Source organism: Variovorax sp. IB41 (assembly GCF_016405905.1).
Classification (GTDB): Bacteria; Pseudomonadota; Gammaproteobacteria; order Burkholderiales; family Burkholderiaceae_C; genus Variovorax.
Window position 1 is genome coordinate 1190387 of the sequence record NZ_JAEFCB010000001.1, and the last position, 25466, is coordinate 1215852.

General features: G+C 65.5%; 30 protein-coding genes and 1 pseudogene. 14 read left to right on the forward strand and 17 right to left on the reverse strand.

Annotation, left to right across the window (positions count from 1 at the left end; translation table 11 throughout):
* Positions 1 to 66 precede the first annotated feature (66 nt).
* Together JC881_RS05585 and JC881_RS05590 are read left to right on the forward strand one after the other, a co-directional pair.
* Positions 67 to 957: pseudogene (locus JC881_RS05585) on the forward strand (amidohydrolase family protein).
* Between the two features lie 149 nt (positions 958 to 1106).
* Positions 1107 to 2252, forward strand: coding sequence for an ABC transporter substrate-binding protein (locus JC881_RS05590; protein ID WP_198784658.1), 1146 nt, complete (start codon positions 1107 to 1109; stop codon positions 2250 to 2252).
* A 16-nt stretch (positions 2253 to 2268) separates the two neighbouring features.
* Here JC881_RS05590 and JC881_RS05595 read toward each other — a convergent pair whose 3' ends face one another.
* Positions 2269 to 3039 carry an IclR family transcriptional regulator gene (locus tag JC881_RS05595; protein WP_198784659.1) on the reverse strand — a complete coding sequence of 257 codons (771 nt, stop codon included), beginning with the start codon at positions 3037 to 3039 and terminating at the stop codon, positions 2269 to 2271.
* A gap of 132 nt (positions 3040 to 3171) precedes the next feature.
* On the opposite strand from JC881_RS05595, the gene JC881_RS05600 reads away from it, so the two are divergent.
* Genes JC881_RS05600 through JC881_RS05610 form a run of 3 tightly spaced genes read left to right on the forward strand, consistent with a single transcriptional unit; the run spans position 3172 to position 7092 of the window.
* Positions 3172 to 4149 (forward strand): tripartite tricarboxylate transporter substrate binding protein, encoded by a 978-nt coding sequence (locus JC881_RS05600; RefSeq protein ID WP_198784660.1) that lies wholly within the window; start codon positions 3172 to 3174, stop codon positions 4147 to 4149.
* Positions 4150 to 4162: 13 nt separating this feature from the next.
* Positions 4163 to 4975, forward strand: coding sequence for an enoyl-CoA hydratase/isomerase family protein (locus JC881_RS05605; protein WP_198784661.1), 813 nt, complete (start codon positions 4163 to 4165; stop codon positions 4973 to 4975).
* Positions 4972 to 7092, forward strand: a complete 2121-nt coding sequence (locus tag JC881_RS05610; protein ID WP_233101537.1) for an acetate--CoA ligase family protein — start codon at positions 4972 to 4974, stop codon at positions 7090 to 7092. The genes JC881_RS05605 and JC881_RS05610 overlap by 4 nt, the downstream gene beginning before the upstream one ends.
* An 18-nt stretch (positions 7093 to 7110) precedes the next feature.
* On the opposite strand, the gene JC881_RS05615 is transcribed toward JC881_RS05610, so the two are convergent.
* Together JC881_RS05615 and JC881_RS05620 are read right to left on the reverse strand one after the other, a co-directional pair.
* Positions 7111 to 8094: a D-2-hydroxyacid dehydrogenase family protein gene (locus JC881_RS05615; protein WP_198784662.1), complete on the reverse strand. Its 984-nt coding sequence runs from the start codon at positions 8092 to 8094 to the stop codon at positions 7111 to 7113.
* A 17-nt stretch (positions 8095 to 8111) separates the two neighbouring features.
* Positions 8112 to 9101: a Bug family tripartite tricarboxylate transporter substrate binding protein gene (locus JC881_RS05620; RefSeq protein ID WP_198784663.1), complete on the reverse strand. Its 990-nt coding sequence runs from the start codon at positions 9099 to 9101 to the stop codon at positions 8112 to 8114.
* 372 nt (positions 9102 to 9473) lie between these two features.
* On the opposite strand from JC881_RS05620, the gene JC881_RS05625 reads away from it, so the two are divergent.
* The 4 genes from JC881_RS05625 to JC881_RS05640 all read left to right on the forward strand — a co-directional run bounded on the left by JC881_RS05625 (position 9474) and on the right by JC881_RS05640 (position 10923).
* Entirely contained in the window at positions 9474 to 9629 is a 156-nt protein-coding gene (locus JC881_RS05625) for an HHHH-motif protein (protein WP_198784664.1), read from the forward strand.
* 607 nt (positions 9630 to 10236) lie between these two features.
* Positions 10237 to 10416 (forward strand): DUF3606 domain-containing protein, encoded by a 180-nt coding sequence (locus JC881_RS05630; RefSeq protein ID WP_198784665.1) that lies wholly within the window; start codon positions 10237 to 10239, stop codon positions 10414 to 10416.
* On the forward strand, positions 10416 to 10673 hold the full coding sequence (locus JC881_RS05635; protein ID WP_198784666.1) for a hypothetical protein: 258 nt from the start codon (positions 10416 to 10418) through the stop codon (positions 10671 to 10673). Before JC881_RS05630 ends, JC881_RS05635 begins: the two co-directional genes overlap by 1 nt.
* A gap of 10 nt (positions 10674 to 10683) precedes the next feature.
* Positions 10684 to 10923, forward strand: coding sequence for a hypothetical protein (locus tag JC881_RS05640; RefSeq protein ID WP_198784667.1), 240 nt, complete (start codon positions 10684 to 10686; stop codon positions 10921 to 10923).
* Positions 10924 to 10927: 4 nt separating this feature from the next.
* On the opposite strand, the gene JC881_RS05645 is transcribed toward JC881_RS05640, so the two are convergent.
* Positions 10928 to 11695 (reverse strand): SOS response-associated peptidase, encoded by a 768-nt coding sequence (locus JC881_RS05645; RefSeq protein ID WP_198784668.1) that lies wholly within the window; start codon positions 11693 to 11695, stop codon positions 10928 to 10930.
* A 75-nt stretch (positions 11696 to 11770) separates the two neighbouring features.
* Between JC881_RS05645 and JC881_RS05650 the strand changes: the two genes are divergently transcribed.
* The 4 genes from JC881_RS05650 to JC881_RS05665 all read left to right on the forward strand — a co-directional run bounded on the left by JC881_RS05650 (position 11771) and on the right by JC881_RS05665 (position 14462).
* On the forward strand, positions 11771 to 12238 hold the full coding sequence (locus tag JC881_RS05650; protein WP_198784669.1) for a hypothetical protein: 468 nt from the start codon (positions 11771 to 11773) through the stop codon (positions 12236 to 12238).
* Between the two features lie 315 nt (positions 12239 to 12553).
* A complete protein-coding gene (locus JC881_RS05655; RefSeq protein ID WP_198784670.1) occupies positions 12554 to 12772 on the forward strand; it encodes a hypothetical protein in 219 nt (72 codons plus the stop codon).
* A gap of 74 nt (positions 12773 to 12846) precedes the next feature.
* Positions 12847 to 13968, forward strand: coding sequence for a HigA family addiction module antitoxin (locus JC881_RS05660; protein WP_198784671.1), 1122 nt, complete (start codon positions 12847 to 12849; stop codon positions 13966 to 13968).
* An 8-nt stretch (positions 13969 to 13976) separates the two neighbouring features.
* On the forward strand, positions 13977 to 14462 hold the full coding sequence (locus JC881_RS05665; RefSeq protein WP_198784672.1) for a hypothetical protein: 486 nt from the start codon (positions 13977 to 13979) through the stop codon (positions 14460 to 14462).
* Positions 14463 to 14513: 51 nt separating this feature from the next.
* On the opposite strand, the gene JC881_RS05670 is transcribed toward JC881_RS05665, so the two are convergent.
* A complete protein-coding gene (locus tag JC881_RS05670; RefSeq protein ID WP_233101538.1) occupies positions 14514 to 14804 on the reverse strand; it encodes an HNH endonuclease in 291 nt (96 codons plus the stop codon).
* A gap of 180 nt (positions 14805 to 14984) precedes the next feature.
* On the opposite strand from JC881_RS05670, the gene JC881_RS05675 reads away from it, so the two are divergent.
* Positions 14985 to 15209 carry a hypothetical protein gene (locus JC881_RS05675; RefSeq protein ID WP_233101539.1) on the forward strand — a complete coding sequence of 75 codons (225 nt, stop codon included), beginning with the start codon at positions 14985 to 14987 and terminating at the stop codon, positions 15207 to 15209.
* A gap of 147 nt (positions 15210 to 15356) precedes the next feature.
* On the opposite strand, the gene JC881_RS05680 is transcribed toward JC881_RS05675, so the two are convergent.
* From JC881_RS05680 to JC881_RS05735, 12 genes are all read right to left on the reverse strand, one after another.
* A complete protein-coding gene (locus JC881_RS05680; protein WP_198784675.1) occupies positions 15357 to 15599 on the reverse strand; it encodes a hypothetical protein in 243 nt (80 codons plus the stop codon).
* A gap of 3 nt (positions 15600 to 15602) precedes the next feature.
* Complete coding sequence (locus JC881_RS05685) at positions 15603 to 16034, reverse strand: hypothetical protein (RefSeq protein ID WP_198784676.1); 432 nt, start codon at positions 16032 to 16034, stop codon at positions 15603 to 15605.
* 117 nt (positions 16035 to 16151) lie between these two features.
* The gene (locus JC881_RS05690) at positions 16152 to 16676 is read right to left on the reverse strand and encodes a DUF2514 family protein (protein WP_198784677.1); all 525 of its coding nucleotides are present in this window, start codon (positions 16674 to 16676) and stop codon (positions 16152 to 16154) included.
* Positions 16676 to 17194 carry a lysozyme gene (locus tag JC881_RS05695; protein ID WP_198784678.1) on the reverse strand — a complete coding sequence of 173 codons (519 nt, stop codon included), beginning with the start codon at positions 17192 to 17194 and terminating at the stop codon, positions 16676 to 16678. The genes JC881_RS05690 and JC881_RS05695 overlap by 1 nt, the downstream gene beginning before the upstream one ends.
* Positions 17191 to 17493 (reverse strand): hypothetical protein, encoded by a 303-nt coding sequence (locus JC881_RS05700; protein WP_198784679.1) that lies wholly within the window; start codon positions 17491 to 17493, stop codon positions 17191 to 17193. Before JC881_RS05700 ends, JC881_RS05695 begins: the two co-directional genes overlap by 4 nt.
* An 8-nt stretch (positions 17494 to 17501) precedes the next feature.
* Entirely contained in the window at positions 17502 to 18011 is a 510-nt protein-coding gene (locus JC881_RS05705) for a hypothetical protein (protein ID WP_198784680.1), read from the reverse strand.
* A 12-nt stretch (positions 18012 to 18023) separates the two neighbouring features.
* Complete coding sequence (locus JC881_RS05710; protein ID WP_198784681.1) at positions 18024 to 18653, reverse strand: phage tail protein; 630 nt, start codon at positions 18651 to 18653, stop codon at positions 18024 to 18026.
* Between the two features lies 1 nt (position 18654).
* A complete protein-coding gene (locus JC881_RS05715) occupies positions 18655 to 21717 on the reverse strand; it encodes a phage tail protein (protein WP_198784682.1) in 3063 nt (1020 codons plus the stop codon).
* Positions 21717 to 22136 carry a DUF6950 family protein gene (locus tag JC881_RS05720; protein WP_198784683.1) on the reverse strand — a complete coding sequence of 140 codons (420 nt, stop codon included), beginning with the start codon at positions 22134 to 22136 and terminating at the stop codon, positions 21717 to 21719. The genes JC881_RS05715 and JC881_RS05720 overlap by 1 nt, the downstream gene beginning before the upstream one ends.
* On the reverse strand, positions 22133 to 22717 hold the full coding sequence (locus tag JC881_RS05725) for a hypothetical protein (RefSeq protein WP_198784684.1): 585 nt from the start codon (positions 22715 to 22717) through the stop codon (positions 22133 to 22135). The genes JC881_RS05720 and JC881_RS05725 overlap by 4 nt, the downstream gene beginning before the upstream one ends.
* Positions 22714 to 23307, reverse strand: a complete 594-nt coding sequence (locus JC881_RS05730; RefSeq protein ID WP_198784685.1) for a hypothetical protein — start codon at positions 23305 to 23307, stop codon at positions 22714 to 22716. The genes JC881_RS05725 and JC881_RS05730 overlap by 4 nt, the downstream gene beginning before the upstream one ends.
* A complete protein-coding gene (locus JC881_RS05735) occupies positions 23304 to 25466 on the reverse strand; it encodes a hypothetical protein (protein ID WP_198784686.1) in 2163 nt (720 codons plus the stop codon). Before JC881_RS05735 ends, JC881_RS05730 begins: the two co-directional genes overlap by 4 nt.

A 25466-nucleotide genomic window follows, 5' to 3' on the forward strand; every position in this document is an offset into this window, starting at 1 on the left:
GTTGATCGAAAGCAATTCTGCATCGACGATCGCATATCTTCCCCGTGCATCTCGCAAGGAACACCCATGTCCCGCTCTTCGATCTTCCGCGCTGCGCTCCTGGCTTGCGGTGCAGCCTTCGCCCTCGCCACGCATGCAGCCGACTACACCGGCCCGATCTTCGACGCCCACCTCCACTACAACGAGGAGGCCTGGAACGGCAGCAGCGGCCCGTTTCCGCCGGCCGATGCGCTCGCGCGCATGCAACGCAACGGCGTGCGCGCGATCGTCGGCAACTCGCGGCCCAACGAAGGCACGCGCACGCTCGCGGCCCTGCGCGAGACGCGCGATGCGGGCGTCACCGTCGTGCCCTTCGTGCGCCTCTAACGCAACCGCGCCGACTACACCAACTGGTTTCGCGACGAGACCATCCACGAGATGGTGCAGAGCGAGCTGGCACGCGGCACGGCGAGCGGCCCCTATCGCGGCATCGGCGAGTTCCACCTGTACGAAAGCGCCAACGCCAACGGGCCTGTCGCCAAGAAGCTGATGGTGCTGGCCGAGCAACGGCAGCTCGCCGTGCTCGCACATGTGGACGACGAGGCGGTCGACCTGCTGATGGCGCACTCGCCCACGCAGGGCCGCGAGCTGCGGCTGATCTGGGCGCACACCGGCATCGGCGGCGCGCCCATCGCGCGGGTGCGGCAGATGCTCGAGCGCTATCCGAAGCTGATGGGCGAGCTGTCGTACCGCCCCGGGCTCACCTGCGAAGGCGGCAAGCTGTGCGCACCGTGGCGCGAGCTGATCCTGGCGTTTCCCGACCGTTTTCTCGTCGGCTCGGACACCTGGATCAACCAGCGCTGGAGTTCGTACGACGAGATCATGCAGGGCTACCGCGGCTGGCTCGGCGACCTGCCGCCGGCCGTGGCGCAGCGCGTGGCGTGGGGCAACGCGGCCGGCTTGTTCGGGGTGCGATAGCCCAACATCGCCCGGACAAGGTTCGACATAGCCCGACGACACCAAGGGTTTACCCGAACCCGCGGTTACACTGCGCATCACCTTCTTACATGAGCAGTGGGGGTCCTGTCAGGTTCTGTTGAGGCCTTCAGCTGCTCGGCACCTGTCCAATGTCCTCCCTGAAAACTTCCCTTCACCGCAGAGACGCGATCAAGTACTTTGCCGCCGCGGGCGCCGCGCTCGCGCTTCCGGCCCTTGCCCAACCCGCCCGCATCGTGCTCGGCCAGTCCGCCGCCTTCAGCGGCCCCGCGGAGCAACTGGGCCTGCAGATGAACCAGGGCGCGCGCATCTACTTCGACGCGCTCAACGCCACCGGCGGCGTCAACGGCCGCACCATCGAGCTGCGCACGCTGGACGACGGCTACGAGCCCGAGCGCTGCAAGGCCAACACCGACAAGCTCATCAAGGACGACGTCTTCGCCCTCTTCGGCTACGTCGGCACCCCCACCTGCATGGCCGCGATGCCATTGGTCGATGCCGCGAAGATCCCGTTCTTCGGCCCCTTCACCGGCGCCGAGGCCCTGCGCGATCCGTTCCGCAAGACCGTGTTCCATGTGCGCGCCTCGTACGACGACGAGACCGCGCTGATCGTCAAGCAGCTCACCTCGCTGGGCATCCAGAAGATCGCCGTGTTCCACCAGAACGACGCCTACGGCCAGGCCGGGCTCCAGGGCGTGCTGCACGCGATGAAGCCCATCGGCCTCGCGCCGGTCGCGGTCGGCACGGTCGAGCGCAACTCGGTCGACGTGGCCAAGGCGGTGAAGGACATCATGGCCGCCAAGCCCGCGGCCGTGGTCCAGGTGGGCGCCTACAAGGCGTGCGCCGCGTTCATCCGCGAAGCGCGCAAGGCCGGCTACGGCGGCACCTTCTTCAACGTGTCGTTCGTCGGCACGCAGGCGCTGGCCGACGAGCTGGGCAAGGACGCCCGCGGCGTCGTGATCAGCCAGGTGATGCCCTCCCCGTTCTCCACCACCACCGCGATCTCGCGCGAGTACGTGGAGGCCGTGCGCAAGGCCGGCGGCGACGCCAGGCCGAACTACTCGAGCATGGAAGGCTACGTGGCGGCCAAGGTGTTCGCAGAGGGCTTGAAGCGCGCCGGCAAGCCGGCCACGCGCGATTCGCTGGTCACCGGGCTCGAATCGATGCAGAACACCGACTTCGGCGGCTTCCACGTCGACTTCAGCGCGCGCGACCACAAGGCGTCGAACTACGTGGAGCTCTCGATGCTCACGGAAGACGGCAAAGTCCGCCGCTGACCTCGACCAACGCCCGCTAGCGCATCGCGCCGGCGGGCTCCCGCGTATCGACAGCGCGGGTGATCTTCTGGCTCAGGGCCAGCAGCGGCGCGCCCAGTTCGGCGGCGACGTCGCTCGGTGATTCCGTGGACGACACGCTCACGTTCAGCACGTAGCCCCACGCGGATTCCAGCTTCAGCGGCGCGGCCAGCGCCACCACCTCCGGCTGCCACGACGCGGCGCACCAGCCCCGCTGCGCGACGCTCTCGATGGACTTGTCGATGTCCTTGCGCAGCCGCGGCCAGTCGGTTCTTCGCGCGGCGAATTCAGCGTACAGCGCCTCGCGCGCGTCAGCCGGCGCGACGGCCAGCCAGGCGCGTCCCAGCGACGTCAGCTCGATCGGCACGCGCTGCCCGCTCACCACGTTGCGCAGCGACGCGCGGCGGTTGTAGCGGATCGATTCCAGATAGACCATCTCCGCCCGGTCGGCCACCGCCAGGCCGACGTTGATGCGCAGCTTTTCGGCGAGCGTGCGCATCAGCGGCGCGGCCGCCTGCAGCACGACGGAGCCGGTGCGCATCGCATGCGCCAGGCTCAGCACCGGCGCGGCCAGCCGGTAGGCGCGCGCGCTGCGGTCGTGCGCGAGCATGCCGCCCGCCACGAGCGTCTGCGTGAGGCGGCTCACGGTCGCGGGCGAAAGCCCGGTGCGCTCGGCGATCTCGCCATTGCCCAGCAAGGTGGAGCCGGGCCGGAAGGCGCGAAGGATTTCCATGCCGCGTTCGAGCGAACGATTGAGCGTGCTTGCCATGTCGTCTCCTTGGATTCTCATTGGCGCGACCCTCTGCTCATTTCCATTCAGTGGAATTGGGCCGGTGCGCGGCGGGAGTATGCGACCTAAGCTGAAGGCTCGCTTCAAACCCCTACAAAGAGAGACACAGGCATGCCGACATTCACACCGTTTCGTGCGCTCGCGTTATCGCTGATCGCACTCGCTCCCCTCGCCCCGGTCGCCGCACGGGCGGCCTTCCCCGACAAGCCGCTGCGCATCGTGGTGCCCTTCGCGCCCGGCGGCGGCACCGACGCCATCACGCGCTCGCTGGGCATCGGCATGTCGGAGGCGCTGGGCCAGCCCGTCATCGTCGACAACAAGCCGGGCGCCGGCACGATCATCGGCAGCGAGTTCGTCGCCAAGAGCGCGCCCGACGGCTACACGCTCGTCATGGCGACGTTCGCGCACGCGGTGAACCCGGGGCTGCAGCCCAAGCTGCCCTACGACACCGACAAGGCCTTCGCGCCCGTGGCGCTGATCGGCGTCTCGCCCAACGTGCTGGTGGTGCGCGCCGACAGCCCGTACAAGACCGTCGCGGAGCTCATCGCCGGGGCCAAGGCGAAGCCGGGCAAGCTGACCTTCGCGTCGCAGGGCAACGGCACCTCGGCGCACCTGGCGGGCGAGCTCTTCAAGAACCTCGCCAAGGTCGAGCTCACCCACATTCCCTACCGCGGCGCGGGCCCCGCCATGACCGACCTCCTGGGCGGCCAGGTGGACATGATGTTCGCCACCGCCTCGGCCGTGCGCCCCTTCGTGGACAGCGGCAAGATGCGCGCGCTCGGCGTGACCACCGCGCGCCGCTCCCCCGCCTACGCCAGCGTGCCGACGCTCGCCGAAGCCGGCGTGCCGGGCTACGCGGCCGAGAGCTGGTACGGCCTCTACGTGGCGGCCAAGACGCCCAAGGACGTGATCGACCAGCTCAACGCCGCGGTCAAGAAAGCCGTCAAGGCACCGGCCTTCATCAAGCAGACCGAATCGGAAGGGCTCGCCGTCGACGTCGGCGCGCCCGCGCAACTGGAGACCTACGTGCGCGCCGAGGAAGTGCGCTGGCGCAAGGTCGTCAAGGACAACCACATCACCACAGACTGAGGAGCACCATCCCATGAGCACCACACCGGACACCGCACCGTCGCTGATCGAACTGGAAATCAAAGCCGGCATCGCGACGCTGACGCTGAACCGCCCCGAGAAGCGCAACGCCATCACCGACGGCATGCGCAGCGACTTCATCGCCGCGCTCGAGAAGATCGGCGCCGACAACACCGTGCGCGCGCTGGTGCTGACCGGCGCCGGCAAGGGCTTCTGCGCCGGCGGCGACGTGGCCGGCATGCAGCGGCGCATGGACGCGCCCGCGGGCGAAGTGGGCTTCAACGGCTGGAGCCGGCAGCAGCGCGTGCACCACTCGGTGTCGCTGCTGCACACGATGCCCAAGCCGGTCGTCGCGGCCGTCAACGGCGGTGCCAACGGGCTGGGCGCCGACATGGCGATGGCCTGCGACTTCGTGCTGGCCTCCGACGCGGCCAGCTTCGCGTGGAGCTACATCAAGCGCGGGCTGATTCCGGACGGCGGCGGCATGTATTTCCTGCCGCGGCGCGTGGGGCTCTCGCGCGCAAAAGAACTGATCTTCACCGGCCGCAAGGTCGAGCCCGATGAAGCATTGAAGCTCGGCATCGCCGACCGCGTGACCAGCGCACAGAGCCTGCTGGCCGATGCGCATGCGTGGGCGACCGAGCTGTCGCAAGGCTCGGCGGCCGCGATCGCGCTGGGCAAATCGATCCTGAACCAGAGCTTCGAATCGCCGGCCGAGCAGGTGTTCGCCAAGGGCAGCCAGGCGCAGGGCATCTGCTACACGACGCAGCAGCATCGCGACGCGGTGCTGGCGTTCCTGAATGCGGGCAAGGAGAAGGCGGCATGAGCGCCCCCTTGCCTGACATGCGAGACAACGCGATCGCGCGCTTGATGAAGCCGCGCAGCGTGGCCGTGATCGGCGCCTCGGCCGACCCGACGAAGACCGCAGGCCGCCCCGTCGCGTACCTCACGAAGCACGGCTTCGGCGGCGCGATCTATCCGGTGAACCCGCGCGCCGACGTGATCGGCGGGCTCAAGAGCTATCCCGATGTGCAGTCGCTGCCCGAGGCGCCCGATGTCGGCATCGTGCTGCTGGGCGCAGAGCGCGCGCACGAGGCGGTGCGCGACCTCGCCGCGCGCGGCACCGCGGCGGCCATCGTGCTGGCCAGCGGCTACACCGAGGTGGGCGCGGAAGGCGCGCGGCGCCAGCAGCAGTTGCTGGAGGCCGCGGGCGGCATGCGCATCCTCGGGCCCAACACCATCGGCCTCGTCAATCTCACCGACCGCATCACGCTCTCGGCCACCGGCGCCCTGGAGCTGGAAGACTTCACGGCCGGCAGCATCGGCGTCGTGTCGCAGAGCGGCGGCATCCTGGGCGCGCTGCTGTCGCGCGCGGCGGCGCGGGGCATCGGGTTGTCGAAGCTCATCTCCACGAGCAACGAGGCCGACCTGGACATGGCCGACTTCATCGATCACCTGGCGGACGACGAAGCGACCTCGGTGATCGCGCTCTACATGGAAGGCGTGCGCAACCCCGCGAAGTTCAAGGCCGCGGCGCTCAAGGCCGCGCGCAAGGGCAAGCCGGTCGTCGTGTTCAAGGTCGGGCGCTCCGAGTCGGGCGCGGCGGCGGCCGTGTCGCACACCGGCGCGCTCGCGGGCGCGGACCGCATGTACGACGCGCTTTTCCGCGAAGTGGGCGTCATCCGCGCGCAGGCGTTTTCCGACCTGCTCGACCTGCCGGCGGCGCTGGTCACCGGCCGGCGCCTGGCGGGCCGCCGTGTCGCGGTGCTCACATCGACCGGCGGCGCCGGCACGCTGGTGGCCGACAGCCTGGGCACCGCGGGCTTCGAGACGCCGGCACCCGACGAAGCGACGGCTGCGGCGCTGCGCGCGCTGCAGTCCGGCGACCACGCGGTGCTGGACCGCAACCCGATCGACGTCACGCTGGCGGGCCTGCAGCCTGCCCTGCTGCGCGGCGCGATCACCTCGCTGCTGGCGAGCCCGAGCTACGACGCGGTGGTGGTGATCGTCGGCTCTTCGGGATTGGCGATGCCCGACCTCATGGCCAGCGCCATCCACGACAGCCTGCCGGGCAGCGACAAGCCGCTGGTCGTGTTCGTGAGCCCGCATGCGCCCGGCATCGCGAGCCTGTTGAACCGGCGCGGCGTGCCCGCGTTCATGGCACCCGAAAGCTGCACGAGCGCGCTCGCGGCGATGCTGGAAACGGCGCGGTGGAAAGAACCTGCGGCGCGAGGCGACGATGCGACCGCCGCCGTCCGCATCGACGACCTGCCCGATGGCGCGTTGAACGAAGCCGAGGCGAAAAACCTCTTCGCGCGCTTCGGCGTGCCGTGCGTGCGCGAGCGCATCGTCGGCAATGCCGAAGAGGCGGTCGCCGCGGCACGCGAGCTGGGCGAAGGCAAGGTCGTGCTCAAGATCCTGTCGTCCGAGATCACGCACAAGAGCGACGTCGGCGGCGTGGCCGTCGGCATCGCCGCGGACCGCGCCGGCGAACGGCTCGAGCGCATGGCCGCCGAGGTGAGCGAGCGCGCCGGCGTGCGGCCGCAGCAATTCCTGGTGCAGGAGATGGTCGAGGGTGGCGTGGAGCTGATCCTCGGCTGCCATCGCGATCCGCTGGGCTCGGCCGTGCTGCTGGGCATGGGGGGGGTGACGGCAGAGCTGCTCAAGGACACGGCGCTGCGCATGGTGCCGCCCGGTGGTCTTGGCCGCGACGAAGCGCTGTCGCTGGTGCGCGAGCTGCGCACGTGGCCGCTGCTCGATGGCTTCCGGGGGCGCAAGCTGGCCGATGTCGACGCGCTGGTGTCGGCGATCGTCGCGTTCTCCCGGATGATCGACGCGCTCGGCGAGCGGCTCGTCGAGGCGGAGATCAATCCGGTGTTCGTGCTGCCGAAGGGAGAAGGCGTGCGTGCGGCGGACGGGGTGGCCGTGCTCGCACGCGGTTGATCTGTGCGCGCCGCCGGATCAGCTCTTGCGGCGCGAAGCCTCCAGCGCTTCAGGGTTCACGACATCGGTGAGCCGCCCTTCGGCGAACGCATTGATGTTGTCGAAGGCGATGCCGAAATAGCGCTCGTAGTTGTCCTTCTCGACATAGCCGATGTGCGGCGTGCACAGCACGTTGGGCAGTGCGAGGAGCGGATGGTCGGGCGTCATGACGGGCTCCTGCTCGTAGACGTCGACCGCGGCGAAACCGGGATGGCCCGCGCGCAGCGCCTGCTCGAGCGCGCCCTCGGCAACCAGTTCGGCGCGGCTGGTGTTGACCAGCAGCGCCGTGCGCTTCATGCGCGCGAGGTCGTCGGCCGTGACCAGTCCGTGGGTCTCCGCCGTGAGCCGCACGTGCAGGCTGACCACATCGCTCTCGGCAAAGAAGGCTTCGCGCGACGGTGCCACCTCGAACCCGTCGGCACACGCGGCGGCGGTCGATGCCTCGCGGCCCCAGACCCAGACCTTCATGCCGAACACGCGGCCGTAGGCGGCCACCTGCCGGCCGATGCGGCCGTAGCTCCAGACGCCCAGGCGCTGCCCGCCCAGTTGCTGGCCGAGGTGGCCCTGCCAGAGCCCCTGGCGCATGCGGTTGGCCTCGTCGACCAGATGGCGGCGGCTCGCGAGCGCGAGCGCCCAGCTCAACTCCGCGGTGGCGGAACCCGCGCCGCTGCCTTCGGCCACGAGCACGCCGCGCGCCGTGCAGGCTGCCAGGTCGACGTGGCCCGCGAGCTTGCCGGTCTGGCTGATGAGGCGCAGCCTGGGCAAGCGATCGAGCAGCGCAGCATCGATGCGCGTGCGCTCGCGCGTGAGCACGATGGCCTCCGCATCGGCGAAGCGTTCGGCCAGCGCGTCGGTGCCCTTGACCGTGTCGTTGAAGATGCGCGTCTCGTGGGCGTCGAGCTTCGCGAAGCAGTCGAGGCTTCGGACGCAGTCCTGGAAGTCGTCGGGGATCGCGATGCGCATGCGCGGGTGCTCCTTGTTCATTGCAGCGTGATGTGAAGTTCTTCGACCGTGCGCTTCCACATCGCCAGGTCATTGCGAACCAGCGTCGTGAACTGCTCGGGCGGCATGCCGCCGGGGGCGATGCCCTGGGCCTTGAAGAGATCGCGCACTTCCTTGGTGTCGAGGGCGCGCTTGACTTCGGCATAGAGGCGCTGCGTCACGGCCGCCGGCGTTCCGGCCTTGAGCAGCAGGCCGTACCAGCCGTGCACCTCGAAGCCGGGAAAGCCCTGCTCGGCCACGGTCCGCACGGCGGGCAGTCCCTCGAAGCGCGTGGCCGTCGCGACGGCCAGCGCGCGCAGCTTGCCGGCCTGGATGAACGGCAAGGCGCTGCTCATGTCGAGGAACATGAACTGGATCTGCCCGCCCAGGAGGTCTTGCACCGCGGGGCCCGCGCCCCGGTAAGGCACGTGCGTCGCGCGGATGCCGGCGCGCTGCGCGAAGAGCGCCGCGCCCAGGTGCGCCGAGGTGCCGTTGCCGGAGGAGCCGTACGACAGGCCGTCCGGCTTGGCCTTCGCGCTCGCGACCAGCGCCTGCAGGTCGGCCGCGGGAAAGTCGGTGCGCACCACGACCGCGTGGGGCACGAAACCCACGACGGTCAACGGCGCGAAATCGCGCAGCGTGTCGAAGGGGTAGCCGGGCATCAGCGCCGGATTGGTGACCGCCAGGATCGACGGAAAGACCAGCGTGTAGCCATCGGCCGGCTGGTGCTTGACCTCGCTCATGCCGATGACGCCGCCACCACCGGGCTTGTTGTCGATGATCACGGGCTGGCCCAGGTTCGTCGACATGATCTTGCCGATCGCGCGCGCCATGAGGTCCGTCGGCCCGCCGGGCGAGAACGGCACGACGATGCGGATCTGCTTGGAGGGAAAGGTGTCGGCCCAGGCGCGCGGGGCGAGCGCCATGAGCGCGAGTGCGCCTCCCATGGCATTGAAGTGGCGCCGGGACGGGGCGAGGGTTGGGGGCATCGGGTCTCCTTGGGGATGTATCGCTGTGTGCGGACATCTTTTTGCTCAACGGATCAGCTTAGGCCCGCGTTCATTTGGCCGCATCCTCCCAATTCCATTCAATGGAATTGAAGGGCGCGCGTTCCTTCCCGGCTAAATCACTTTTCGCCACAGAGAGAATTAATACGTTAGACTTCACTTCGGTAGCCCCTTGTTTTCTCCCTCCTCCCCTTCTCAGGGCTACCCTTGCCCGCCTCGTGCGGGCTTTTTCTTGGGCGATCGGCTTGTGCAATTCGCGGGTTCCGGCGTGTCGTCGGAGAACGAAGTCGAACGTTATCAAGGGGCGTCGTTCACACGGCGCATCCTTTGATGCCATTGCTTAGAAAGAAACACATGAAGATCAAGCAGCTCGTTCTCTCCAGCCTCGTCGCCTTCGCCACCCTGGCGGCGTTCGCACCGACCATCGCTTCGGCAGCGCCCCACAAGGCGCACAAGGTGTGCAAGTGGGATGCGCGCCATCACCACCGGGTTTGCCACTGGGTGCGTTGAAGCTGGCGCCGCAAGGCGTGTGACGAAAGCCCTCCTTGCGAGGGCTTTTTTACGTCTGGCGTGTGAGGGTTGCGGGGGTGAAGCAACTCGCAGCGAGCGACTGGGAGCGCCTGGGAATGATCGGCGGCGGCTTCGGAAAGGCCACATAGCATTTCGATCCGAACAAAGAAAAACGGGCCAGAGCTTGTGGCTCTGACCCGTTGTTCTATCTAGCGTTTTGGTCGGTGTGAAAGGATTCGAACCTTCGACCCCTTGCACCCCATGAGGCCGGCGACAACGCTCTAAGTACTTGATCGCACGAGGATTTTCTCAATCGAGGCTGACAAACCCGGAAGCTCAAGATGTGAGTTTTGCATATGAATCTCCCCTTGAAATATCGGCGTTTGTCAGGCGCGGGGGCACCACGCCACAAGCGCTGACCAACGTACTCCGCAAACTGCGTGATGCAACCGACACGCCCGAACCCAGTTGAGTCGGTGAAGCAGTGCCCCTTTGCGTAGGAGAGCTGCCGTCAGTAAAAGGCGGAAAAACGGCATGGTACGGGGCGCGCGGCGCTGTCATCTTGGCTTCGCGACGGGCTGTTCCGCGCGCTGACCTGGAGGCACACATGACCGACGACACCAAGAAAACCGGGCTGGACCGCAAGCTGATCTCGCTGGAGGAGCCGCACGAGGTGCGCTCGTGGACCGACTCGCTGAAGTGCTCGGAGACGCAGCTGCGCGACGCCGTGAAGGCCGTGGGCAACTCGGCGGAGGCCGTGCGCGAGTACCTCGCCGGGAAACGGTAATGAGCCACATCCGGCGCATCGCCGTCCACGTCGACGAGTCGGACCCCGGGCACTTCTACTGGGTGCTCATGGAGGAAGGCGACGACGCGAGCCAATGGGTCGAGCTCGAGTCAGCCGATGAGCCCTACGACATGTGGCTCGACGCGCTGCAGGCCGGCGTGCGCGCCTTGGAGGGCTACGCGCCAGACGAGCGGATTGGACCGCGCGCGGCCGGGGACGATGAAGACGCCGTCCCAGTAGGCATACCCCTGCGGTAAGCTGGATCTCATGTGGAAGCCGGACAAGCCCATCGTCGACTTCGGCCGCACGCTGACCGATCGGGAGGCGTGGTGGCACGAATTCAAGGCCGAGTACGGCGACGTGTGCCGCGGCGCGGTCGATCACGAATGGCTTGCCGCGCTCGCGGTGCACCTCTACCCCTTCTGCGGGGAACGCGAACCGCGTGAGGTCGCGGAACTGGCCATGCTGGTCCTGGCTTTCGAGCTACCTGGCCACGGCCAAGGCTGACGCGTCAGAAGGGTAGTTCCTCTTCTTCGTCGTTCTTTGGCTTCTTGCCCGCAGGCTTCGCCTCAACCGGCGCCGGCCCCGCGATCATCCGATCTGCCGGGATGAGTTGGACCATCTCCCGGGCTTCTTCAGGCGTGCAGGTCAGCCAGCGGTCGAAGTCGTGCTCTTCAATCGCGACGACGGAGCGCTTGTCCTGCACCTCCAGCGGCTTCTTCGTCGCCTTGTCGATCTCGGGCTTGTGCATGCGCGACATGATCGGGTGCAGGTTGGCGTTGACGGTGAGCATCGTGAAGCTCTCCCACATGATCTCGGTCTCGTAGTCGAGCCAATGGCTCCACAGGCCTGCCAAGCCCCACGACCGGCCGTCGGCTCGCGCGAAGCGCCACCACTCATTTTTGCCGGACTCCCAGTTCGGCTCGTCGAAGCTCAGCGCGGGGATGATGCAGCGCCGCCCATTCGTCCAGGAGTCCTTGAAGGACGGCTTCTTCTCGATGCCGGCGAAGCGGGCGTTGTGAGTCGCGAGCACTTTCCCCTTCGTCTCGCCCTTGCGCGGTTTGGTCTGGGGAATGTGGCTCGGTGAGAACGCCGGGATTAGCGACCACTGCCCGACCACCAGTTCACGCTCGTATCCGGTCACGTCCGCCGCGCGACGCATGAACGGTCCCATCGACAGCGGCCGCATGCTGCGCAGCCAGCGCTCGGCGGTGCGAGCCCCGATGTACCAAGCGGCCTCAATCTCGCGATCCTCGGGGGAAATGTAACGAGTACACATGGCTTCATTCTGCCTGTTGACGGCCAAAAACGGCGCGCGGATACTGTATGTTCATACAGTAATTTGGAGTTCACCATGGAAACCAACGTTCATCCCCTTACCGCGGCCCGCACCGCTGCTGTGGAGCCCGAAGTCCCCTTTTCGGAGTTGTCTCGGCGGGCCGCCAAGAACGACTGGATCAACCGCTACGTCGCCGAGTGGCAGCTGCTCGCGAACGGCCGCGTCGACGCCGAGTACGCGATGCTGGACGGCAGCACGCTGCACTATGTCGTTGGCCACCGCCTGCCCGAAGAGATCGCACGCCAGCACTTCAACGGATGCACCGGCGCAGATTCGAACCTCGAGCGCGCAGAGGAAAAATACCAGTCGCTCGCCGTTGAGGTCGATCTGGTCTCGGCGGGCACACCCCTGTCGAAAGCGCAGTTGGACTTCGCGTATGGCGTGGCCGTGCTGTGCGCCTCGGTCGGGGACCGTTTCCGCGATCCCCGTGAGGGCAGCGCTGGCGACCAGATCCGAGCCAGCTACGGGCCGGTGCCCTTCTGATGCTCTTCGCACGATGTTCAGTACGGTCTACCGGCTTCGCGAAGGCGGCAGCAAGCTCCCCAGGGAATCCGTCCGAGCCCAAGGCGTGCCGGGATGGCTCGAGGTGCGGCGCAATGCCGGATGGCCGGAATGGCATGCGCGCTTCTACTCGGGGCCGCCGACGACGACTGGAAGGCACATCGATCCCCTGTTCGAGATCAGAAACATCAGCCTCGTTCGCATTCAAGGAGGTGTGATGCTCTCGGGCTTCGAGCGGCCAGTGCACGGGCCACAGTGCCGGCAGGCTTGGTGGTGCGTCCCTACGAGAATCCCCTCATGAGCCAAACCGATTTTTTCCAAGACCAAGTCACGATCCTCCGCGCGCCCTCCTGGCTCGGCCGGGATGTGCATGAAGACCGCGCGCTGCCGCTCACCCCAGGCAACTACAAGATCACGCCGGGGACGCGATGGACCGTCACCTCGTTAAAAACCAACGAGGTCATCTATGACGGCATCGGACCAGTCAAGATTCGGCGCGAGCCCCACTCATCCTAAACAATGCACCCTTCCCAAAACTTGCGAAATTTCGAAATTTCGAAATTTCGCAAGTTTTGGTCTATAGTAGGGTCGTGGACGAAGACTTCAAAACCCCCGGACAGCTCATTGATTCCCTCTTGCGAGAGCGGGGTTGGAACCAGCGTGTTCTCGCAGCGGTTCTGTCGATGAGCGAGTCAACGCTAAACAAGCTCATCTCCGGCAAGCAGGCCGTCAGCGCGGAAATCGCGATTTCGCTTGAGGAGGTGTTCGAAGTGGATGCCACCAGGTTTCTACAGTTGCAGCAGATGTACGACCTTGCGCGTGCTCGCATTGTGAGCAGGCCCGACCCATCCCGGGCAACGAGGGCCCGAATCTTCGCCGAGCTCCCCGTAGCTGAACTGATTCAGCGCCGATGGCTCAACGTCGAAGACGTGCGCGACATGGAGCGGGTGGAAGCTGAGCTGTTCTCATTCTTTGAAGGTCAGACTCCGGCACAAGTTGCAGCGACGCCGCATGCGGCAAAGAAGACTTCTGAAGGTCAGCCGCCCTCGATGGCACAGCTGGCGTGGCTGTTCCGAGTACGTCAGATCGCCAAGGAGTTGCTGGTGCCACGGTACGACGAAGGCGCAACGCGGGCAGCTCTACCCAAGTTGAAGGCTCTACTGTCCGCACCAGAAGAAGCCAGGCATGCCCCTCGCATTCTTCAGGAGTGTGGCATTCGCCTCGTCGTTGTCGAGGGCTTGAAGTCTTCGAAAATCGACGGAGTGTGCCTCTGGCTGAACGATCACGCGCCCGTTATTGGCATGACGATGCGATTTGATCGCATGGACAACTTCTGGTTCGTCTTGCGCCACGAACTCGAACACGTGCTTGAACGCCACGGCATGAAAGAGCCGCTGTTGGACATCGACATGAATGGCGCCGCGATCGGCGAGGAAGAGCGGCTGGCAAACGCTGCAGCCGCCGACTTCTGCGCGCCTGTTGCTCGTGTTGAGAGCTTCATCAAACGAAAGGCCCCGATCTTTCCTGAGAGAGATTTTCTCGGACTCGCCAAAGTGCTTGGCGTGCACCCAGCTCTCGTCGCGGGCCAGATCCAACACAAAACAGGTAGGTACGACTTGTTCAGGTCGCACCTCGTAAAGATCCGCAACCGTGTTTTGCCGAGCGCGATTGTTGATGGTTGGGGCGACGTTGCCCCGGTGGGCATTCATTAGGAGTAGGCGTGAACAGAAATGAGCAACTTCAGGCGCTGATCCAGCGTTACAAGACCGAGACCGGAGAGAAGACGGTCGACATGGACGTGGTTGCCGACTGGGCCATTAAGCGCGGTGCAACGATGCCGAAGCCCAAGACCGCTCGGGAACTTTTCTCCGCGCAGCTCGCGGACGCGGCTCGTGCGGAATACCGCACCGACCCGAAGACCGGCCTCTCATATCGAGCGAACCATGCCATGCGCCAACGGACGAAGGATGGTCGCCAAGCTGTGCTGTGGTTCGACATGGAGGACGCGACACGCCCTCAGATGCTGTACTCCCTTTCGGATCGTCGGCAGCAGATGGTTGGCGATGCGGTGCATCTCAAGATCGACGAAATGATCTGGAATAACAAGCATCCAGATGAACAGCAGATTGACCTCGATATGGATTTCCACTACGACGTCGAGGAGCGCTTGAACTCTCCTGGCTTCGGCAGCGGCGAGGCAGCCTAGTTCCTACCGCAAAAGCTCACTGCGACTCAAGCCGCCCTCGAGGCGGCTTTTTCATGCGCGATCGAAGCTCAGCCCGGCCGCGGCCATCAGCAGGACGAAGCACTGATAGGTCTCCGGGTCGGGGGCCGCGCCAGGGAACAGCGCATGGCGCGACTCATTGCAGCGCTGATGCGCCGCCACAATGTTGTCGCGCGTGTCCTTGCCACCGTCCATGCGCGCCACCAGGTGCTCGGCGGTGACGTTGCGCCCCATCGGCAGAAGACAGTAGAAGCATCGGCCGCCCTGCTCTTGGCAGGCGCGATGGCGAAGTAATTTGAGGCGAAGGTGGTGGTGTGCCCGCATGGGGACTCCTAAGGTTGAACTTGGAAGTCCCCGATGCATTTGATGCAGAGCGGGCGCCGGGCCTGGGGAGATCGGCGGGTGCGTTCGTGGAACGCACGGTCGAGCAATTGCCCGAGCACACGGATTTTAGGTTGCCGCCATCATCGCGACAATGGTCCTATGGCAAGTCTCTATCTCTCCATGACTGAAGGCGTCATCAACCACTGGAAGGCGAACGCGAACGCCTACCCTCGGAAATTCATCCTCACGCCCGCTCAGCACCAGGGCTACGTCGAGTCGCGACGCAAGGGCATCGGCGGCACCAGCGTCAACGTGAACGAGCACATGGGCGTGCCCGTCGAGCTCGACGAGAGCACCCCTGGTGTGATGGTCGCAGCAGACGGCAGCGAACTCACACTGCCCTGACAGGCGTGCATACTGCGCGCCGCTTCAGCTATTGACTGCGGCGCCGAGGGCGCCGGCAGCGCGGCGACGCTCATGGGCAGCGCGGTGGAAGCGCTGCAGGTGATGGCAGTCAGGCTGACAAACCTCCCCATGCGTGTTCTGGAGAGCTCAGTCCTCAAGGTCAAACTGCTGCTGCAGTTGGCGAATGATCTGCGCGATGTCAGCGCGACGCATGCTCCAGTCGGTCGTCGCCCAGAGCATCCAGTTCGGTCCGCCCTCCCCGTCGCCGCTCATGCCCACCACTCGGCCGCGGTGCACGTCCGTCGTCTGGCCGTGCAGATCGGGGATGGCCTCGATGCGCTCGATCAGCAACTGGTGCAGCTGCTTGGCGGTGCGGGTCGGCTTTGCCATCCCCTATCTAGCCACTCCGACTCGGTGCTCGATGCTTTGCTCAGTGAGCGTGCAGACGAGGTGGTAGACGGCGGCGTCGTCAAGATTATTGATCTTTGCCGCCTGCCCGCCCGGTGTGCCTGCAGGGTCACCTTCGCAGAAGACGCGTGCATTCCAATCAGCTCGGCGATCGCCATAGATCGAATATTCCACCTCATACGTGAACTCGAGCCCGTCGCTATTCCGCTTATAGGTACGACTGCCAAGTCGCCTAGAAATCGCTCGCCGTGCCGAATCAGTCGCTTCAGAGCGAGCCGCATCCTCCGTCCGCGCTCGACTTTCCTTCAAGCGATGGGTTTGGCCGTCAACGTGGGCCATCCAGTCCCACCGCCCGCCCGCTTCCATCAAGTCGATCTTGAAATCGACGCCCTTGTACTGGTGATGCTCCGTCGTCATGGCCGTCTCCTAATTGCGAGGACCGCAGTATGGACCTCCACTACACGAGCGCGCGCACGAGATTCAGGCCGTGCAGATGGCCGCCCAGCAGCAGGCCGAAGACACGCACATCACGGCTCAGGGCGGTGTGGTGGCGTCGGCGTGCCGCTCGCAGACGGTGCCGGCGGCGCCCCGCTCGTCAGCGATGCGCGCCAGATCTCCCGCTCGCGTGTCAGCCCGGCCGAACAGGTCGGAGAGCAAATCGAGGGGGTCGGCGGCTGGCGCCCCTCCGCCGGGAGCCGTGGGCGCTGCGCTGGCTGCACGGACGGCGGCGCGGAAGGTCGCGAGCTGGTTGCGCAGGCCGCCAGCAGCACGGGCAGCGTCATCAGCATCAGCACGGGCAGCAGCGATTTGTTTCTGGCCATCTTGAATCACTCCATCGACGCGATCGCGCCAGGTCTGTTCTTGGATGCGCTGTGCGCGCTCGGCGAGGCGGGCGGACTCCGCCATGGTGCCGCGGTACTCGGCGAGTTCCTGCCGGGCCTTGGCGGCGTCTGTGCGCGCGCCCGCCGCCCGCGTGCGCTCGATGCCGGCCGTGGCCAGCGCGGCCACGAGCGCCAGGCCGAGGCCCCAGAGCAGGGGGGCTTTGAGGTCGAGCAGCATTACTGGCCCTCCGCCAGCGTCAGACACCAGTTCTTTTCGTACTGGCGCCGGTTCTGCAGCCCCTGCACGTACACGCCGCTGGCGTAGCTCCACGACGGTCGTCCGTTGGGCCCGCGTGCGAGCGCCTTGCACGCTGCCTCGCGGTTGCCGTCCCGCAGCAGCTGCGCCGCGCGCGACCCGCACGCGCCCTGCTTGCCCACGTTAATGGCGAACAGGGTGAAGGCGTCGAAGCTGTTCTGGTCGAGCTTGTCGGCCGGCACACATGCGAGGACCGCCCGGCCGTACTCGATGGCGGTCTGGCGGTCGATCGTGTCGCATTGGGCCTGCGTGAGCACGTCACCCACGGCCCGCGGCGGCTGCGTGCGCCCGCTGCAGTAGGTTGGTAGCCCGCCGGCCAGCTTGTCGGCGTAGACGGTCAGGCGCTGGTCTTCCCACTGGTGCATCGCGCTGAGTAGCGCCACGCCCCCAAGCACCAGCGGGGCTGCGAGCTTCGCTGCGAATTGAAAGCGCTCGCTCATTTGACGGTCGTCCCTGCCTTGAAGGCGGTGTACAGGCTCACAACTGCAGCGATCGCGCCGGCGATGTAGCCGAGCGGTCTTGCGAACTTGCCGATCCAGTTGAGCACCTTGAAAGCGCCCTTCAGGTTGGCGAAGGCCTCCACCAGGTCGGAGGTGTTCGCCTCGATGCGCTTCGTGGCGGCCGTGTTGTCAGCGAGCTCGGTCTTGAGGGTTTCGAAGCCGTCTTCGAGATTGCCCACGCGATCGCGCAATTCGCCCAAGTCCGTGGTGGTCGGGTCGTTGGTCACGATGTCTCGCATGTCGCTCTTCATGTCGGCAACCCCGGCGCGGGAAGCATCACGATCAGTTGCTCGGCCGTCGGCTCGGCGATCTCGCCGGCCTGCACCTGTGCCAGCAACTCGTAGCACTTTGCATAGACCGAATCCATCCAGATCGCGAAGGCCATGCCTTCATCGTGGAACGGGCCGGGATAGCCTGCCCGCAGTGCGGCCGTGATGATGCTGTCGTAGCCCCTCGCCCGAGCGGCAACGTTCAAATGAGCATCGACGGCGCGAAGAAGTGCGGCCGCCCGCTCTTCGAGGGTTGGCGTCGGAGCGGGCTCCGGCTCAGGCTCCTCCGACAACATCTGAAGCACCCATTCGCCATCGACGACGAACGGCCACTGCCCGCTCGGAGGCGTGGGAGGCACGGCCTCGAGGCAGCCACCGGGGATTAGATAGACATCGTCTTCGAGCGGCGACTTGTCGCTGTCGCCGAGATCCACGGGGACTGTGAATGCGCCGGTGGCGCGGTCGAATGCATAAACGGTTTTCGTCATGGTGGTGGCTCCTCAGTACTTGATGCAGGCGAGCAGCGCAACGTTGCGCGGCCGGGTCTCGTTGCCGACCCGCGGCGTGCCGTTGCCACTTGCGAGAGCTGCTTGCGCTTCGAAGACCGTTGCGGCAGTCGCCGTTCCGGTAGATGTGTTCACGGTGCTGCTGTTGTTGTAGAAAAAGGCCGTCGCCCCGGCCGACGTCGCCTTGGTAGCAACCGCGTGACCGTGACCTTGGAAGCAGTCAGCCTGCGCGGAGCCGAACGCTCGCGCTGCGTCGATGCCTCGTGAGTCATCCCATGCGCGCAGGTGCTCGCCGCGTAGCTCTGGCAGATTGAAAGTCGTCGTGCCGTCACCGACTCCAAAGGTAGTTCCGATGACCGCGAACAGGGCCGCGTAGGTGGTACGGGACACCGCGGCGCCGTTGGCCTTGAGGGCACCAGGAGGAGGGGTGTTCGCGGCATGGAAGAAAACCATGCCGGGCTCGATTTGGGCACCGAGCGCCGCGCGCGCATCCGCCGCATTGCCGGTGATGCCGAACAGGCCAGCCAGATATTCCCAGAGCTTTCCAAAGCCCACGCGAGCTTGCCCGCTTGAGGGAACTGGATAGGCTGAAGAGATCTCTGCTTTTAGTGGGAGTGCGGGCATGTCAGTAGCCTTTCAAAGTGATGTCGGCAGTTGCGCCGGAGACTGCGGTGTGAGCGGCGGTGAACGCCTTGATGGAAGGCGCGAGCGGGAGAGATTTGTTGAGCTCTACGGTCACGGCACCGCTGACGTTGGCCTGCAAGGAGGCCTGGATCGTTTTGATCGACGTGAAGCTCTTCGTGTAGGGGATGGCAGTGCCCGCCGCATTGATCGCAAGATCTGCGATCTGCTCCTCCAGGTCGGGCGCGTCAACAGTCAGGACCAGCCCAGTAATCTTTCCTTGGGTCGATCCGGCGCCAATGGTCACGCGGAATTGATAGGCATCGTTGTCGACAACGATCTGACCCGGCCAGGGCATCCACGCGCCCGGCGCCAGGTAGAACGACTCGTCGTCGGCACCATAAAACGACCCGGTATCGGGGCCATAGAACGAGCCGGGTCCTGCAAGCCGGTAATCGATGTGGACGTCGATCCCTTCGGTCTGCGCGACCAGCGTCATGATCGACCCAGCCAACGCGGAATTAAGACTTATCAGCTCGGTCACGTAGACCATCTGGCTGTAGCTGCTGAGCTTGTAGAACGACTCGGTCTCGACGCCATAGAACGACTGGTCGTCAGTGCCGTAGAACGAATCCAGATCGTCCGCAGTTGGGTCACCGCCGACCAGCGACCAGCCGCTCTGCATTCCGACCTCCGCGGGCCAGCCCAAGGCGGCGAAGTCCCATTGCTCGATGATGTTGGCAATGGGTGGATCGCCTAAATTCAACGCGACGTTGCCGGTTGCGAGCGACCAGTTCCCGCTCGTATCTCTCGCCTTGCCCATGATCGTGACTACGCCGCCTGGGCGCGTATCGGGGGTCCACGGGCTTGAAAGAATCAACCCTTCATGAAGGGGGGCGGCGCTGTTCCAGTCGAGGTTGTTGCCGTAGTGGAAGCGGAAAACGAAGCCTGCTAGATCCACCGGGCGGCGCGCCAGTGACCACGACAACGTGTAGCCTGCGATGGACAAGTTTTCGATGTTCGGAGGCGGTGCAGTTTTGCCGATCACCTGGTGATAAATCTGTGCACTCCACGCGCTCGAAGCCAAGCTGTTGTAGGTGCGTGCACGAACCACAATGACTGACGAGTCCTCAACGCCGGTGAACTTCAACTCTGTGGAATCACCAGGCGCGGTCTCGGTGTGCCACGCACCATTCGGCAGGACCAACCACTGCACTTCGACTTTGCCACCGGAGAGAATCGATGCGTCCTGAATAGCCGCCCACGACACCCGAACGGCAGTGAGGATCGAGCCATCGGATCCGAGGATCAGTTCGTCCTCACCACTGCTGATCGACGTGATCGTCGGCGGGCGTATGTCCCAGGGGCGCGGCAAGCCTGTGTTGTCCGCGTAGCCCTGCGGCAGGAAGGGCGCGCCGTAGGCGAAGATCGCTGCCGTTGTCTCCTTCAGCGTCAACGTGACGAACATTCCCTCGGGGGAAAACTCGCGCTCGAGGATGCGGAATTCCTTGCTGCTCCACCCATAGTCCGGCAGCGTCAGGGTAATGCTGTCGAAGAGCTCGAGCGGATAAGCGCGCATCTTGAAAGGGATGCGCGCCGTCATCGGATCGCGGCTGTCGCGAATAAGGATGCCGGCGATGTGTCGGGCTTGCGGTGCGTAGAAGACCGCCGGCATTGGAAGTTCTTGCGAGAGCTCAGCGCCATCCGCCGCGATCAGGGCGTCCGCTCGAATCGGATCCAGCGGGGTCTCGATGTAGTTCGCCGCCTGGTCGCAGATCCGAGGCGCGACCGAGTTGATTTTCTGGTTGCGAGGCCGGTGCGTGCTGATCGTGATCGGGATTCGCGTGACCGTGCCGTCAGCTTCTTGCTGCTCGACTGCCAGGTCGTCCTCGGTCAGATGCATCACTGGCGCCTGATAGACGCCGGGGCGCACCAGAAACTCGGCTCCTGCGAACGCCCACTCGCCGCCCATTGCCTGCTGCAAGTCGTCGAGCACGTCCTTGGGCGGCGTTCCGAATGGCGCGACGACGGTGGCCCGGAAAGTCGGAACGACCTCGGCGCCGGTGTAGTTGATCGGGACGTCGCACGCGTTGGCCACAGCGATGATGCGCGCGTCTTCCGCGGCTGTCAGGCTCGTGCGCTTCCCGAACTGCGGATGCATCAGTACGTGCCGCATCATCAGCGCCGGGTTCTCAGTGAACGCGGTCAACCCAGTGCGAGGGTCATAGATCTTGGCGCCGGCTATCTGGGCTGTGATGTTGGGCAAGCCGTTCGGGAATGACGTCTCGTCGTAGACGAACTCGCACTCGATGTACGGCACTCCTCGAGCGCGGTGATCTGCGGTCCAGATACCCGGCAACAGCAGTTGCATCCGAGGGTCCGAGACCTGGTCCGGTGAGCCGAGATGCACGAACACACGCGCCGTCGACAGGAATTGCTCCCACTGGTACGTCACGGTGTACTCATCGCCAGGGACCGGATCGGTGATGTTGAGCGTGCTGCCGACCAGGGAGAACGCAACATTGCTGGCGCCGTTCGGAAAGAAGTAGTCTCCCGAGCCGAATGGAACGGCGCGTAGCACAGAGAGAGTTCCGGGAATCGGTGTGTGCGCCAATGTGCGCACCGGGTGCCCGTCTGTTTCCTTGACGGTGATCTTGTTGTATCGGCCCCAGGGCGCGGTGGTGACGTTGCCGTCCCCGTCCAGGTCGATGGGCGTTTCGTTGAAATAGATCCGCTCGACGGCCGCGATCTCATTGCCTGCCAACGCCAGGCACGCAACGTAGACCGCGTTGTGGGGCGCAACACTGGTCTGAAAGTAGACAGCCCCGCCCTTCCGTGTCCGTCCCATGACGAGCTCACGCGTCGCGGTCGGACTGGCGACATTCACCATGCGGTCGACGACCGAAGCCTCGTAATCCGCGCGCTGCTTGCGCTCTGCCTTGCGCTTCTGCGCGCCGCTCATGACCAGCGTCGTGATGAGCGTGGCGGCGTACACGGCGACCGTGACGGCCGTGCTGACCGTTGCACCAGTGGCGAGTCCGATGACGCCGACGATTGCTTGTGGCATCAGATCTTCCAGGCTGCGGTCGCAGCGTCCATGCCAAGGGCGACGATGCCTTTCTCGCCGGGGGCGAGAACATTGACGCCATTGCACACACCGAGCATTTCTCGGCCGGCGTTCATCACCAGCACCACGTCGCCGACGCCGGCCATCAACGGCGGCACGGCCTCACCGAGATAGACAGACGCGATCGCCTTCAAGCCGCCAGCTTTTTCGAGGCGTCGCAACGTCCGACGCAGGGCCTTCCTCATCGATCCGCGCGTGGTGCCGTAGGGTTCGAAAGCTGCCATCGGGTTCGAGCCAGTGAGCGCAGAAACGGCAGCCGCAGCAAAGATGCAGCAGTCGTTCGTCCCCCACAAAAAGGGCATCGATGCGCGCTCCTGCGAGAAGCCAGCAAAACGCTCCTGCCAGTCCCGGCGCCTCATCGGCCCCCCAGTGCAATGAGCCATTGCTTGCCTGCCCAGGTGACGGGCTTGTTGGCCTGCGAGATCACGTACTCGAAGGCGCGATCGCCGGGGTACAGGGACCACTGGTCGACGTTGCTGTACGTGAGCGGTGTGCCGCGCAGAAGATCGACCGCCGTGCTTTCCGCGCTGACCGAGATCGAGCAGGTAGCGCCGTCCTCCTCGATGCCCATGACGTCCAGCCGACCGGCCCAGTCGATGGGCGCGTCGAGGACCTGCCAGTCCGCGCTGAGGATTGCCAGGCGGATCGTGAGCGGCGTTCCCTGCACAATGTTCGTGTCGTCGAGGGCCAGCGCCATGTACTCGGTGGGCACGCCGGACAAGCCCAGCTGCAGGCCCTTGATTTCGCCGGGGGAATCCGTGATGGCGCCGATGGCCCCGAGGCCCGCAGCGCCGCGGTAGGTCACCCCGCCGAAATCGATGTCGACATTCGACGAGTTGAGTGCGACAGGCACTCCGGGAAAATCCATGTGCACGAGCTGAACGACGGAAAGGCCGCCGGCGCTCAGCGCTGCAATCGCGAGTGCGCTGAGCGACTTCATCCGATCTTCTCCAGGAAATCGAAGGAGATCTCGGGCGTGCTGCCCGGCACGTATTGGACAGGCGTACCGCCGATCAGGCGGAACGGTGCCGAGGGCCTGTCCCATGTCACTACGGCGCCGCCCACGATCGCGAATCGGAGGCGGTTCACGATCGGCAGCACCAACACACCAGCGCCGTTCGCGACTGTCTTCTGCTGGGCTTGCAACAGCAAGCCACTCACACCCACCATGTCGCCGGCGAGCAGCGTCGCTCCGGGTGTGGTGTTGATGGTGATCACGCCGGCGCCCTTCGCGGCCGCCTGTGCGGTGGGTGTTCCACGCAACGTCCCACGCGGCTCTGGCCGAACTAGGTGGTAGAGATCCACCCAGTTGGTCATGCCCCGCATCGACGCCCTGAAGGCCTCGACCTCCGCTGCGTCATCGTGCGTGCGTGCCGGAAGCGTCAGATTTGCGCTCCACCGGTCGTTCAGTCGATCGACGACCTGCTGGCTGCCGCCGCCTGGTGCCGAGTTGGCTCGCTGGTTCGTCAGCGGGTCCATCGTGAAAGTCGCGGGATCGTCGAAGAAGTCCGGGCGTGCGATGAGGCTCATGATCGAAGCACCCCCCCGTAGCCCATGCTGCGACCCGTGGCGGCTGCAGCACGCCGCTCCGAGTCGGCGATCGCCTTCTTCACGGTGCTCACGGTCGCGACGTCACCGACCGTGAAATAGTTGTTCGTGACCCCGCCGCCGAGGGCGTGGTTCGGCGTGATGCTGCCCACGACGCCCGGCTTGAACAGTTCGGGGCCTTGCTCGCCCACCAAGTAGGTTTCGCCGCCATACACGGTGCCGCCTGCTGCTCGGCCGGGGCCGGAGAAGGCCATTGCCATGCCATCTAGAGCAGACATGTCCGCAGCGCTGTAGCCGCCGCCCAAGGAGGTTCCTGTCAGCAGCTGGCCGATGGTCCCCAGGACGCCGCCGAAGGATCCTTTGCCCTTGCCGCCTTCGACCAGGTCGCCGAACATCGCGCGCGAGATGTCGGCAGCGATGGCCTCCGAGACCATGCGCTTGATCATCTTGCCGAAGTTGTCGCCGATGTCCTTGAAGTTGCCGTCGAGCGCATCGTTCAGTCCCTGCCCGAGCGAGTCCTGAATGTTCCCCGCGGCCCGCTTGGAAAACTCATCGCCTTGCGCGGCCAGCTTCTTTTGCGCCTCGGTGAGCTCCTCGCCTTCCTTCGCCAACGCGCGCACGTAGGTCTGCGTCGAAATCGCACCCTGCTCGCGCAATTCGTTGAGGTGCTCGACAGCTGCGTTGTAGGCCTCGAGCGGTGTGAGCGTGGCTTCGTAGAGCTTCTTCCCCTCATCCTGAAGCGCGAAAAGGCGGCGCTGCGCTTCCTCCTGATCGTGCGCTGCCTCTTTCTCGGCGGCCGAGCGTTCCTTCGTGATGTCGATCTCGGCCGCGAGTTGCAGCATCCGCTGCTTCTGCGCCTCGGTGACTTCGCCGCCTTGCGCGCGGATGCGCTGGATCTCGGCCAAAGTCTCTTCGACCTGGCTCAGTTCCTTGACCTTTTCGCGCTGCTTGTCGAGGCTCTCGATATACCGCTTGGCCGCGGCTTCGTCGTCCTTCGCCTTCTTCTCGGCACCGCCGCCGCCGGTCGCCACGACGGGCGCCTTCGCCTTCGGGTCCTTGATGTCCGGCGTCCAGCCGCGCTCTTCGAGCCCCTTCTGCGCGGACCCGAACGGATCGGCCTTGTCGGCGAGCTTCTTCAGTTCGGTGCTGGCCGCGTTGGCGATGCCGATCTGCTCTTGGATCTTCTTGTTGTAGGTCTCAAGACGACGGCGAGCCATCTCGTTGCCGGGCTCGCGCTGCAGCTGCAACTCAGGACCGTTGCGCAGGCCCTCCAGACGCTTTTGCTCTGCGACCGCGGCCTGGGCCTTCTTCTGAACCTGGCCGATCTCATCCACGCCCAGGGTGCGCGCGGCGGCACCACGCAGGACATCGAGAATGGCCTGCAGCGCGCCCGCTTCCTTGCGTGCCTCGAGCAGCTGCGCGGAAATGCTGACCAGCGACTTGAGGAACGGGCCACCGAAAGAGATCGCGGCGGCTTCCGACGACAGCTTGAGCTTCGTCAGGTTGTCGTTGAAGTCGGCGGCGTCCTTGGCAAGCGCGCCGCCGTAGATGGCCCCGAGCTTCTCGGCCTCGATGCGTAGCTTCTCGATGCCCTCGCGGCCTTGATTCAGGAACGGAATCATCTCGGCGCCGCTCTTGCCGAACACGCGCTGCGCGAGCGCCGCCTTCCCTGCGCCATCCTCGTAACCCGAGAAGCGGTCGGCCAGGTCGCCGAGCACCTCTTCGTTCGTGCGCAGTGTGCCGTCCGCGTTCTGGACTTCGACCTTCAGCGATTTGAACGTGGCAGCCGCTTCTTTGTTTCCGCCTGCGGCCTCGGCCATGAGCTTGCTCAGGCGACCCACGCCGCCGGCCAACGCCTCGAAGGGCGTGCCCACGGACTCACCGGCGAAGCGGAGTTCGCTCAGTTTCTCGACGCTGATCCCGGTCTTCTCCTGCAGGTCGTCGAGTTGGTCGAGCATGTCGATCGAACTCTTGACCTGCAGCGCGGCGACGGCGCCAGCAACGGCCGTGGCGACACCGGCCAGGCCCGATCGCGTCGTCTCGGCCTTCGACCGCAGACCATCCAGCGACCGGCTCGCGCTCGCGAACGCGGCCTGCGAGATGTCCTTGCCGGCAATGAGGATCTCGGCTCTGGTTACCAC

What these genes read in the sequence shown, in the direction of transcription:
- JC881_RS05595 (WP_198784659.1), bottom strand. Translation starts at nt 3,039, where the DNA reads ATGGCAAGCACGCTCAATCGTTCGCTCGAACGCGGCATGGAAATCCTT.
- JC881_RS05710 (WP_198784681.1), bottom strand. Translation starts at nt 18,653, where the DNA reads ATGCCCGCACTCCCACTAAAAGCAGAGATCTCTTCAGCCTATCCAGTT.
- JC881_RS05600 (WP_198784660.1), top strand. Translation starts at nt 3,172, where the DNA reads ATGCCGACATTCACACCGTTTCGTGCGCTCGCGTTATCGCTGATCGCA.
- JC881_RS05720 (WP_198784683.1), bottom strand. Translation starts at nt 22,136, where the DNA reads ATGAGGCGCCGGGACTGGCAGGAGCGTTTTGCTGGCTTCTCGCAGGAG.
- JC881_RS05630 (WP_198784665.1), top strand. Translation starts at nt 10,237, where the DNA reads ATGACCGACGACACCAAGAAAACCGGGCTGGACCGCAAGCTGATCTCG.
- JC881_RS05615 (WP_198784662.1), bottom strand. Translation starts at nt 8,094, where the DNA reads ATGCGCATCGCGATCCCCGACGACTTCCAGGACTGCGTCCGAAGCCTC.
- JC881_RS05635 (WP_198784666.1), top strand. Translation starts at nt 10,416, where the DNA reads ATGAGCCACATCCGGCGCATCGCCGTCCACGTCGACGAGTCGGACCCC.
- JC881_RS05675 (WP_233101539.1), top strand. Translation starts at nt 14,985, where the DNA reads ATGACTGAAGGCGTCATCAACCACTGGAAGGCGAACGCGAACGCCTAC.
- JC881_RS05705 (WP_198784680.1), bottom strand. Translation starts at nt 18,011, where the DNA reads ATGACGAAAACCGTTTATGCATTCGACCGCGCCACCGGCGCATTCACA.
- JC881_RS05650 (WP_198784669.1), top strand. Translation starts at nt 11,771, where the DNA reads ATGGAAACCAACGTTCATCCCCTTACCGCGGCCCGCACCGCTGCTGTG.
- JC881_RS05680 (WP_198784675.1), bottom strand. Translation starts at nt 15,599, where the DNA reads ATGGCAAAGCCGACCCGCACCGCCAAGCAGCTGCACCAGTTGCTGATC.
- JC881_RS05645 (WP_198784668.1), bottom strand. Translation starts at nt 11,695, where the DNA reads ATGTGTACTCGTTACATTTCCCCCGAGGATCGCGAGATTGAGGCCGCT.
- JC881_RS05640 (WP_198784667.1), top strand. Translation starts at nt 10,684, where the DNA reads ATGTGGAAGCCGGACAAGCCCATCGTCGACTTCGGCCGCACGCTGACC.
- JC881_RS05690 (WP_198784677.1), bottom strand. Translation starts at nt 16,676, where the DNA reads ATGCTGCTCGACCTCAAAGCCCCCCTGCTCTGGGGCCTCGGCCTGGCG.
- JC881_RS05655 (WP_198784670.1), top strand. Translation starts at nt 12,554, where the DNA reads ATGAGCCAAACCGATTTTTTCCAAGACCAAGTCACGATCCTCCGCGCG.
- JC881_RS05605 (WP_198784661.1), top strand. Translation starts at nt 4,163, where the DNA reads ATGAGCACCACACCGGACACCGCACCGTCGCTGATCGAACTGGAAATC.
- JC881_RS05620 (WP_198784663.1), bottom strand. Translation starts at nt 9,101, where the DNA reads ATGCCCCCAACCCTCGCCCCGTCCCGGCGCCACTTCAATGCCATGGGA.
- JC881_RS05625 (WP_198784664.1), top strand. Translation starts at nt 9,474, where the DNA reads ATGAAGATCAAGCAGCTCGTTCTCTCCAGCCTCGTCGCCTTCGCCACC.
- JC881_RS05670 (WP_233101538.1), bottom strand. Translation starts at nt 14,804, where the DNA reads ATGCGGGCACACCACCACCTTCGCCTCAAATTACTTCGCCATCGCGCC.
- JC881_RS05725 (WP_198784684.1), bottom strand. Translation starts at nt 22,717, where the DNA reads ATGAAGTCGCTCAGCGCACTCGCGATTGCAGCGCTGAGCGCCGGCGGC.
- JC881_RS05695 (WP_198784678.1), bottom strand. Translation starts at nt 17,194, where the DNA reads ATGAGCGAGCGCTTTCAATTCGCAGCGAAGCTCGCAGCCCCGCTGGTG.
- JC881_RS05685 (WP_198784676.1), bottom strand. Translation starts at nt 16,034, where the DNA reads ATGACGACGGAGCATCACCAGTACAAGGGCGTCGATTTCAAGATCGAC.
- JC881_RS05700 (WP_198784679.1), bottom strand. Translation starts at nt 17,493, where the DNA reads ATGCGAGACATCGTGACCAACGACCCGACCACCACGGACTTGGGCGAA.
- JC881_RS05590 (WP_198784658.1), top strand. Translation starts at nt 1,107, where the DNA reads ATGTCCTCCCTGAAAACTTCCCTTCACCGCAGAGACGCGATCAAGTAC.
- JC881_RS05610 (WP_233101537.1), top strand. Translation starts at nt 4,972, where the DNA reads ATGAGCGCCCCCTTGCCTGACATGCGAGACAACGCGATCGCGCGCTTG.
- JC881_RS05730 (WP_198784685.1), bottom strand. Translation starts at nt 23,307, where the DNA reads ATGAGCCTCATCGCACGCCCGGACTTCTTCGACGATCCCGCGACTTTC.
- JC881_RS05715 (WP_198784682.1), bottom strand. Translation starts at nt 21,717, where the DNA reads ATGCCACAAGCAATCGTCGGCGTCATCGGACTCGCCACTGGTGCAACG.